General features: G+C 61.5%; 8 protein-coding genes. 5 read left to right on the top strand and 3 right to left on the bottom strand.

The window, feature by feature from the left end; translation table 11 throughout:
* Positions 1 to 124: 124 nt before the first annotated feature.
* The 3 genes from sixA to A462_RS31845 are packed head-to-tail and all read right to left on the bottom strand — an operon-like array spanning position 125 to position 1,954.
* Positions 125 to 574: a phosphohistidine phosphatase SixA gene (gene sixA, locus A462_RS31835; protein WP_008430256.1), complete on the bottom strand. Its 450-nt coding sequence runs from the start codon at positions 572 to 574 to the stop codon at positions 125 to 127.
* Complete coding sequence (locus tag A462_RS31840; protein WP_003210547.1) at positions 571 to 918, bottom strand: DUF4389 domain-containing protein; 348 nt, start codon at positions 916 to 918, stop codon at positions 571 to 573. Before A462_RS31840 ends, sixA begins: the two co-directional genes overlap by 4 nt.
* Before the next feature lie 10 nt (positions 919 to 928).
* The gene (locus A462_RS31845; RefSeq protein WP_008430255.1) at positions 929 to 1,954 is read right to left on the bottom strand and encodes an NAD(P)H-dependent glycerol-3-phosphate dehydrogenase; all 1,026 of its coding nucleotides are present in this window, start codon (positions 1,952 to 1,954) and stop codon (positions 929 to 931) included.
* Between the two features lie 195 nt (positions 1,955 to 2,149).
* On the opposite strand from A462_RS31845, the gene A462_RS31850 reads away from it, so the two are divergent.
* The 5 genes from A462_RS31850 (at position 2,150) to fabB (ending at position 9,108) form a co-directional block, all read left to right on the top strand.
* Complete coding sequence (locus A462_RS31850) at positions 2,150 to 4,282, top strand: TonB-dependent receptor plug domain-containing protein (RefSeq protein WP_085984626.1); 2,133 nt, start codon at positions 2,150 to 2,152, stop codon at positions 4,280 to 4,282.
* Between the two features lie 20 nt (positions 4,283 to 4,302).
* The gene (locus A462_RS31855; RefSeq protein WP_050550292.1) at positions 4,303 to 5,214 is read left to right on the top strand and encodes an ABC transporter substrate-binding protein; all 912 of its coding nucleotides are present in this window, start codon (positions 4,303 to 4,305) and stop codon (positions 5,212 to 5,214) included.
* The gene (locus A462_RS31860; RefSeq protein ID WP_008430252.1) at positions 5,211 to 7,112 is read left to right on the top strand and encodes an ATP-binding protein; all 1,902 of its coding nucleotides are present in this window, start codon (positions 5,211 to 5,213) and stop codon (positions 7,110 to 7,112) included. The genes A462_RS31855 and A462_RS31860 overlap by 4 nt, the downstream gene beginning before the upstream one ends.
* Before the next feature lie 248 nt (positions 7,113 to 7,360).
* On the top strand, positions 7,361 to 7,876 hold the full coding sequence (gene fabA / locus A462_RS31865; RefSeq protein WP_003210552.1) for a 3-hydroxyacyl-[acyl-carrier-protein] dehydratase FabA: 516 nt from the start codon (positions 7,361 to 7,363) through the stop codon (positions 7,874 to 7,876).
* An 11-nt stretch (positions 7,877 to 7,887) separates the two neighbouring features.
* The gene (gene fabB / locus A462_RS31870; protein ID WP_003210553.1) at positions 7,888 to 9,108 is read left to right on the top strand and encodes a beta-ketoacyl-ACP synthase I; all 1,221 of its coding nucleotides are present in this window, start codon (positions 7,888 to 7,890) and stop codon (positions 9,106 to 9,108) included.
* The last annotated feature ends 179 nt before the right edge of the window (positions 9,109 to 9,287 follow it).

The following is a 9,287-nucleotide window of genomic DNA, read 5'->3' as shown; positions in this document are numbered from 1 at the left end:
AGTGGTGGGGCAAAGACCTTTTGGTTACTTTTGGGGCGTTTGCCAAAAGTGACCCGCTGTAAGAGCGGAACCCTAAGTGGCCGTTACCGAAGAAACGGATATGTACCCAAAACCAAACCCAACCTTAAGGATTCCGAACACTCAAAAGACTCATCAACCCCGCCAACGGAAAATCCCCCTCCAACTCCGCCAGACTCGCCGTACTCATAGCCTGCGGCTGCCGCAAATGCCCATGCTGCAAATAACTGATCAGCCCCCCCACAAACGGCTGATGGCTAACCAGCAACACATCATCGTCATTGTCGAGATGCTTGAGCACCTCCAGCGGATTACTCTCCGGCGTCAACCAAGGCACAGGGCGGATCTCAGGCTCAAACCCCAACGCCTCCCGCACCAACTGCGCCGTCTGCTGCGCCCGCACATACGGACTGGCAATGATCGCCCGAATCGGCTGCCCGATCAGATGCCCCGCACTGCGCAACACCTCATCGCGCCCATGGGCCGTCAAATTACGCTCGGCATCCGTACGCGCATGCCCCTCGGCCTCACCGTGACGCAACACCCACACCTTCATAGCTTGGGTTCCTCATCACGCGCCGGATGCGGTGCAGGCGGCACACTGTGGGCAGCCTCACCTTCCGGTGCACGGGGCGTCGGCCAATCTGCAAACGGCCAAGGCTTCTGATCACTGTGAAAACTGCCAAACCGCCCAATCTGCGCCAAAAACTGACTCAGGCTGTCACCAAAATTCATCAGCCCCAGGTTCGGCGCCCCATACACCAGGCGATAAACCAGTTGCACCACCACCAGCGCGCCCAGCAGAAACTGCGCCACTTGCCACACCAGGGCAAACACCAGCATCCACAGCACACGCAGGCCAATGGATTCGTACTTGGGAGCTGCTTTCGGATCGTTCATGACGCGTTCCTCAGTTGAAACCACTGGTGGAAATAAAGTCGACATCGGTTTTAGGCTCGGCGCGCATCAGCAACTCGATGACCTGGTTCAAGGTGCGCCCTTCAAACAGGATCGCGTGCAACCCGGCAACCAGCGGCATATACACCCCGACCTCCTGAGACTTGGCCTTCAGCACCTTCAGGGTGTTGACGCCTTCCGCCACTTCGCCCAAACGCGTCACGGCGTCTTCCAGGCTCAAGCCCTGGCCAAGGGCAAAACCGACCTGATAGTTGCGGCTTTTCGGTGACGAGCAGGTGACGATCAGGTCGCCCACACCCGCCAGGCCAAGGAAGGTCATCGGGTTGGCGCCCTGATTGACCGCAAACCGGGTCATCTCGGCCAGGGCGCGAGTGATCAGCATGCTCTTGGTGTTTTCACCCATGCCCAGCGCAACCGCCATGCCGGCGATGATCGCGTAGACGTTCTTCAACGCCCCGCCCAGCTCGACGCCGAAACGGTCGGCACTGGCGTACACGCGGAAGGTGCGACCGTGCAGCACCTCCTGCACCCGCTCGCAGAGTTCTTCGTCTTCACTGGCGATCACCGTGGCAGTCAGCGCGTGCTCAGCCACTTCCCGCGCCAGGTTCGGCCCGGACAACACGCCAATCCGCGCTTCGGGGGCGATTTCTTCAAGGATCTCGCTCATCAACTTGAAGGTGTGCGCCTCAATGCCCTTGGTCAGGCTCACCAGCAGCTTGCCCGCCAGCCGCTCGGCATGGGGTGCAAGCACCGAACGCAGGGCACTGGAGGGCAGCGCGACGAAGCACAGGTCGCACTCGTCCAGCGTCGACTGTAAATCAGTCACCGGCTCCACGGCCGGCAGAATCTTGATGCCTTTAAGGTAACGGGGGTTTTCCCGGTTGACCCGAATGGCTTCGGCTTGCTCGGGGTCACGCATCCATTGACGCACCCGGTGACCATTTTCAGCCAGCAGATTAGCCACGGCGGTACCAAAACTTCCGCCTCCCAGGACCGCAATAGGGCGCTGTTCAGTCATATGCAATCCGTTAATCCATAGCAGTGGCGATGGCCGCATTATACGGAGCGACCCGCCTGCGGCCAGCCCCCGCGTCAATTCAAACGCTTGTCGGAAAATGCGACATTTGTGCGAAGTAATTACAGGGCCGACGACTGGCAAAAGGCCCCACCTCAGTTAACATGGGCGGCTATCCGTAATTATCAAGGCCGTGCCGTGTATTTGGGCCCTCCTCCTCGCTCATCCCTTCTGCTGACGTTGTTGTGCATGCCGTGGTGCAGTGTGCCGGTGCTGGCTGACGACCTGTTCCTCGACAGCCAGCCGCTGCCGCAGGTGCTGACCGCCACCCGGCTCAAGCAATCGGCCGCCGCCGTGCCCGGCAGCATGACGGTGATCGACAGCGAGCTGATCAAGGCCAGCGGTGCGCGGGATATCCCCGAACTGCTGCGGCTGGTGCCCGGGATGATGGTCGGCTACACCACCGGCAACCAGGCCGCCGTGAATTACCACGGCACCCAGGCGGGCGATGCGCGGCGCATGCAGGTGTTGATCGATGGGCGCTCGGTGTACCGCGCGGGCCTGGCCACGGTGGACTGGAGCGATATTCCGGTAGCCCTGGAAGACATCGACCGCATCGAGGTCTTCCGCGGCCCCAATACCGTCAGCTACGGCGCCAACGCGCTGATGGCCGTCGTCAACATCCTCACCCGCTCGCCGGCCAACAGCCATGGCACGCGGATGAAACTCACCCAGGGCGGCCGAGGGATCAACGACTGGTACGCCAGCCAGGGCATGGGCTGGGACACCGGCGATTTGCGCCTGTCACTCTCCGGTCAACAGGACGATGGCTTTGACAGCGACCGCGTGGGCGCTGACCGCCGCGACGGGCGCCGCCTGAACCGCTTCAGCCTGGCCGTGAGCCAGACCCTGAATGCGCAACAAAGCATCGACTGGCAACTGGACGCCAAGGAAGGCACCAACCAGCGCCCTTACACCTACCAACCAGTGTTCGACGGGATTACCGAAGGCGGTAACAATTCCGACGTCAGCGCCAAGGACTATGCCGGTTCCCTGCGCTGGAACTTCGATTTCAACCCCGATCACAGCCTGTATATCCAGGGTTCGGCCCAGCAGTGGGATCGCCGGCAGATCTGGCGCGCGTGCGATGCCAAGGTCTCGTTCAGCCCGGAACTGACGCAGCTGTGGCAGCTCAACCCCAACTATGCCGAGCGACTGGCCCGGCACATGAACAACTTCAACCCAGGCAACCTCCCACCCGGCAGCGCCGCCGAGCAGGCACTGGCCCGCCAGGTGCTCCAGCAATGGGGAGACGGCGGCAAGGACCCGGTCTGCGGCAACATCGACCAAAGCACCAAGGAAAGCCGCTACGACCTGGAGCTGCAAGACACCCTCAGCCTGTCCGACAGCCTGCGCCTGGTCAGCGGCATGAACTACCGCTACGACCGCGCCGACTCCGACACCTACTTCAACGGCACCCTGGACGACACCACCTGGCGCCTGTTCGGCCACCTGGAATGGCGGGCCAGCGAACACTGGCTGCTGCAGGGCGGCGCGATGTACGAAGACACCCACCTGAGCGGCAACTCGCTGACGCCACGGGTGGCCGTCAACTACCTGATCAACCCGCGCCACGGCCTGCGCGCGGTGTACTCCGAAGCCATTCGCTCCCCGGACATGTTCGAGAACAACGTCAACTGGAGCTACCGCGTCACCAACCTCAGCTCGCCGGCCTACGGCCAGAACTCCGGCCAATACTTCGTGGTGACCCGTGGCCCGGGCAACCTCGACAAAGAGCTGATGCGCTCCCGGGAGCTGGGCTACAACGGCTTTTTTGCCGACATCGGGCTGAACGTCGACGTGAAGCTGTTCTACGACGAAATCAGCGAAATGGTCAGCGAGCCGCTGCGCAACAACCAGTACATCGCCAGCAACTCGAACAGCTCGCGCTTTACCGGCACCGAAACCCAGCTCGACTGGCACATGAGCACCGCCGACCGGCTGCGCGTCACCTATGCTTATGTGGATGCCAGCGCCACCAACCCCCTGGACAGGCAGCAGACCGCCCGCAACAGCGGCTCGGCCGGCTGGATGCGGGAATGGGGCCATGGCTGGTCCAGCGCGGTGTTCTACTATGGCGACGATGCGCTCAACCAGTATCGCTTCGAACGGGTCGACCTGCGGGTGGCCAAGCGCATTGCCTTGGGCAAAGCCAACGTGGAGCTGGCCGGCATGTTGCAACAACGCCTCGACAATCAGCCCACCACCTGGCCCGACAACAACTATGACCAACGCCACGTGCTCTACTTCAGTGCGGAGTTAGAGTTCTAGTGGACAGCGACTCGTCACGGATGACCCTGCCCTTTACCGCCCGGCTATGGCGGTGCTGTGTGTTGCTTGGGGTTTTACTGTTTGCCGCACCGACATGGGCAGCGGATATCCTGCTGACCGCCGACGAAGACGGCCCGGGCGTACAAACATTCGTCCAGGCCCTGGCCCTGCAGCGTCCCGAAGACAGCGTGAAGTTCACCCCGCTCAAGGACCTGCCCGCCCCCGCAAACTTGCCGACCAGCACCCGCCTGATCCTGCTGGACCTGCCCAGCCTTGACTGGCGCCTGCAAGACGCCCAGGGCCCACCGACCCTGGTGCTGCGCATCAGCCGCCTGCAAGCGCGCCAGCGCCTGGGTGCCACGTTGCCTGCGAAGATCAGCCTGCTGTGGAGCGACCCACCGCTGGACCGACAACTGCGCCTGATCACCGGCATCCTGCCTCAGGCCCGGCGCATCGGCGTGCTCTATGGCATCGACAGCGAGTTCCTGCTGCGCGAGCTGCGCCAGTACGCCGCGCCCATGGGCCTGGAGATCGTGCCCCAGCTTTGGGAAAACATTAATGACAGTCGCCCGCTGCAAAGCCTGTTCAAGAACAGCGACGTCTTGCTGGGGCTGGATGATCCCCAGCTGTACAACCCGAAAACCGCGAAAAACCTGCTGCTCAGCAGCTACGCCAGGCAATTGCCACTGGTCGGGCCCAACGCCGGGTTCGTCAAGGCCGGCAGCCTGGCCAGCACCTACAGCGATCAGACCGACTGGCTGGATGTGCTCGACCGCCTGCTGGATCATGCGCCGGCCAGTTGGCCACGCTCGCTGTACCCGGAACGTTTCAAAGTCGTAGGCAACCCGCAGGTTGCGCGCTCACTGGGGATCGAACAGGTGGACGAAACCAACGTCGCCGCCCGCCTGGCCGAAGGAGAAAAACGCCCATGACATTTCGTCGCCGTTGGGACATCAACACCCGGACCCAGCTCATTACCCTGGGCCCGGCACTCCTGCTGACGCTGCTGTTGATCAGCTTCTTCACCTTCGTGCGGATCCAGGACCTGCGCCAGGAACTGGACCACACCGGCCAGTTGATCGCCAACCAACTGGCGCCGGCCACCGAATACGGGGTGATTTCCGGCAACAACGACGTGCTTGAAAGCCTGTTGCGGGCCACCCTCGCCACGCCGCACGTGCGCTTCCTGGAGATTCAGGACAGCGCAGAAAATATCCTGGTGTATGTCGAGCAACCGTCGGAGAAGCACGATCGCTCGCTGTCGGTGAAAGTCTTCCAGGCGCCGATTCGCCTGCAACATATCCAGCTGGGCAATGACTTCTTCCAGGACAGTACTGCCGAGCCCAAGGCCCCGCGCGCAGACTACCTGGGGCGAGTGATTGTCGGCATGTCCAACGATGCGTTCAGCCAGCGCCAGCAGGAAATCCTGTTCAAGGCCGGGATTCTCGCGCTGTTCGCCCTGCTGTTTACGTTCCTGCTGGCCCGGCGCCTGGCGGCCAGCCTGTCGCAACCGATCAGCGCCATGGGCAATGCGGTCAAGGCGATCCAGCAGGGCGATTACCAGACGCCGCTGCCCATCGTGGATGACTCGGAACTGGGCGACCTGTCGCGCCACATCAATAACCTCGCCGATGGCTTGAACCAGGCCAGTCGTGAACAGCACCAGGCCATGGCCCAGTTGATCCAGACCCGCGAAGAAGCCGAGCGGGCGAACAATGCCAAGTCGGACTTCCTGGCGATGATGAGCCATGAATTGCGCACGCCGATGAACGGGGTGCTGGGCATGCTGCAACTGCTGGAAACCACCGACATGACCGAGGAACAGACCGAATACGCGGCACTGGCCTCGGAGTCCACCGAACACCTGCTGAAGGTGATCAACGACATCCTCGACTTCTCGCGCATCGAGCGCGCGGCCCTGGAGCTTGAGCACATTCCGTTCGACCTGGTGGAGCTGATCGGCAGTTGCGCCCAGGCCTTCCAGCACGCCGCCCAACAACGCGGGCTGGCGCTCGAAGTGCCGATCCCCCAGGGCCTGGGCTCGCTGCAAGTACAGGGCGACCCGACCCGCATCCGGCAGATTTTGGTGAACCTGATCGGCAATGCCCTGAAGTTCACCGAGCAGGGCACCGTCACCGTCGAACCCCACTGGCAGACCCTGGACCATGAATTGCTGTGGTTCACCTGCACCGTGCGCGATAGCGGGATTGGCATTTCCGCCGAGCGCCTGGAACTGATGTTCGATGCGTTCCAGCAAGCCGACAGTTCCATTTCAAGACGTTACGGCGGCACCGGACTGGGACTGCCTATCGCACGCACCCTGGCCGAACGCATGGGCGGCACCCTGCGCGCCCAGAGCGAAGAAGGCCACGGCTCGGTGTTTACCCTGGAAATTCCGCTGGCGATCTACCAGCAGAGCTTGCCGGTGCTCGCGCCGAATACCGAAGGCAATGGCCGTGCGGGCGAAGGGCGCAACGTGTTGCTGGTGGAAGACAACCCGGTCAATCGCACGGTGGTCGAAGCCATGCTGCGCAGCCTGGGGTTCGAGGTGAGCATCGCCACCGACGGCGCCGAAGCGATTCGCAGCGCCGAGAGCCTGATTTTTACCGCAATCCTGATGGACTGCCGACTGCCGGGCATCGATGGCTACGAGGCTACCCGGCAGATTCGCCAGTTGCCCGGTTGCGCCGAGCTGCCAATCATTGCCCTCACGGCCAATGCCTTGCAGGGCGATCGCGAAGCCTGCCTGGCAGCTGGAATGAACGATTACCTGGCAAAGCCGTTCAAACGCACGGATTTGCAGCAAATCCTGCAGAGATGGGTGCAGTAACACGGTGCCATCAGCCAACTGCGACTGGCGTGAAAGACGAAAGTGCGGCAGTCTTAGGCACCCGAACGGGCCCGTAAACCGGCCCGGTTTATAATTTCAGTGCACAAGTGTACATTCATGACCTTGACGCTGTGACTTTCACTACAACGCAATAGTCTATGTGTAGGCTGCCGATATGAGGCATGAACGCTTCAGTCGGCCGGGAAGATTTGCCCTGCCCTGCCGCATGGGATTATTGAGGAGCTCGCATGACCAAACAAAACGCCTTTACTCGGGAAGACCTGCTGCGCTGCAGTCGCGGTGAGCTGTTCGGCCCAGGTAACGCGCAACTGCCCGCCCCGAACATGCTGATGGTGGATCGCATCACCCATATCAGCGAAGAGGGTGGCAAGTACGGCAAAGGTGAATTGGTCGCCGAGCTGGATATCACCCCTGACCTGTGGTTTTTCGCCTGCCATTTCGAAGGCGATCCGGTGATGCCGGGCTGCCTGGGCCTTGACGCCATGTGGCAGCTGGTCGGTTTCTACCTGGGCTGGCAAGGCCTGCCGGGCCGCGGTCGCGCCCTGGGTTCGGGCGAAGTGAAGTTCTTTGGCCAGGTCTTGCCGACCGCCAAGAAAGTCACTTACAACATTCAAATCAAGCGCGTCCTCAAGGGCAAGCTGAACCTGGCCATTGCCGATGGTTCGGTGACTGTCGACGGTCGCGAGATTTATACTGCCGAAGGCCTTCGGGTCGGCGTATTCACTTCCACTGACAACTTTTAAGGGTTATCCGCATGCGCCGCGTCGTTATCACTGGTCTGGGCATTGTTTCGTGCCTGGGCAATGACAAAGAGACCGTCTCCGCTAACCTGCGTGCAAGTCGCCCTGGCATCCGCTTCAACCCGGAATATGCCGAAATGGGTCTGCGTAGCCAGGTTTCCGGCTCCATCGACCTGCCCCTCGAAGAACTGATCGATCGCAAGATCTATCGCTTCGTCGGCCACGCAGCCGCTTACGCCTACCTGGCCATGAAGGACGCGATCACCGATTCCGGCCTGAGCGAAGACCAGGTATCCAACGTGCGCACCGGCCTGATCGCCGGTTCCGGTGGCGCGTCGACCTTGAACCAGATGGAAGCGCTGGACATCCTGCGCGAGAAAGGCGTCAAGCGCGTTGGCCCGTACCGCGTCACGCGGACCATGGGCAGCACCGTTTCCGCCTGCCTGGCCACGCCGTTCAAGATCAAGGGCGTGAACTACTCGATCTCCTCCGCTTGCGCCACCAGTGCTCACTGCATCGGTACCGCTGTAGAACAGATCCAGTTGGGCAAGCAGGACATCGTGTTTGCCGGCGGCGGTGAAGAAGAACATTGGAGCCAGTCGTTCCTGTTCGACGCCATGGGCGCCCTGTCGACCCAGTACAACGAAACCCCGGACAAAGCCTCCCGCGCCTATGACAAGAACCGTGATGGCTTCGTCATTGCCGGCGGTGGCGGCATGGTGGTGGTCGAGGAGCTGGAACACGCCCTGGCCCGTGGTGCGAAGATCTACGCGGAAATCGTCGGCTACGGCGCGACGTCCGACGGCTACGACATGGTTGCGCCAAGCGGCGAAGGCGCCATCCGCTGCATGCAGATGGCCATGTCCACCGTTGATACCCCGATCGACTACCTGAACACCCACGGTACTTCGACTCCGGTCGGCGACTCCAAGGAAATGGAAGGCGTGCGTGCGGTATTCGGCGACAAGGCTCCGGCGATCAGCTCTACCAAGAGCCTGTCGGGTCACTCCCTGGGCGCCGCTGGCGTTCACGAAGCGATCTACTGCCTGCTGATGATGGAAGGCAACTTCATGGCAGGTTCTGCCAACATCGAGGAACTGGACCCGGACGTGGCTGACATGCCTATCCTGACCAAGACTCGTGAAGATGCGACCATCAATACGGTGATGAGCAACAGCTTCGGCTTTGGTGGCACTAACGCTACCTTGGTGCTGAAACGCTGGCAGGGTAAGTAAAAGCCCTCGCGGCTTGATCGTCTGAAAACGCCCCGACTGGTTCGGGGCGTTTTTTTTTGCGTTGGTTGTTGGGTGTATATCCATTATTTGGGTGATGGCCGCCTATGGTTCCGCTCTTACAGCGGCTCACTTTTGAAGAGCGCAAAAGTAAGCAAAACGCTCTTGCCCCACCACTCGGC

It is taken from the genome of Pseudomonas sp. Ag1 (assembly GCF_000278565.1).
In the GTDB taxonomy this organism is placed as follows: Bacteria; Pseudomonadota; Gammaproteobacteria; order Pseudomonadales; family Pseudomonadaceae; genus Aquipseudomonas.
Note: the sequence above shows the minus strand (reverse complement) of the source record. Positions and strands in the feature narration are given on the sequence as shown.

Coding starts and splice junctions, on each gene's coding strand:
- sixA (WP_008430256.1), bottom strand. CDS start 574: ATGAAGGTGTGGGTGTTGCGTCACGGTGAGGCCGAGGGGCATGCGCGT.
- A462_RS31840 (WP_003210547.1), bottom strand. CDS start 918: ATGAACGATCCGAAAGCAGCTCCCAAGTACGAATCCATTGGCCTGCGT.
- A462_RS31845 (WP_008430255.1), bottom strand. CDS start 1,954: ATGACTGAACAGCGCCCTATTGCGGTCCTGGGAGGCGGAAGTTTTGGT.
- A462_RS31855 (WP_050550292.1), top strand. CDS start 4,303: ATGACCCTGCCCTTTACCGCCCGGCTATGGCGGTGCTGTGTGTTGCTT.
- A462_RS31860 (WP_008430252.1), top strand. CDS start 5,211: ATGACATTTCGTCGCCGTTGGGACATCAACACCCGGACCCAGCTCATT.
- fabA (WP_003210552.1), top strand. CDS start 7,361: ATGACCAAACAAAACGCCTTTACTCGGGAAGACCTGCTGCGCTGCAGT.
- fabB (WP_003210553.1), top strand. CDS start 7,888: ATGCGCCGCGTCGTTATCACTGGTCTGGGCATTGTTTCGTGCCTGGGC.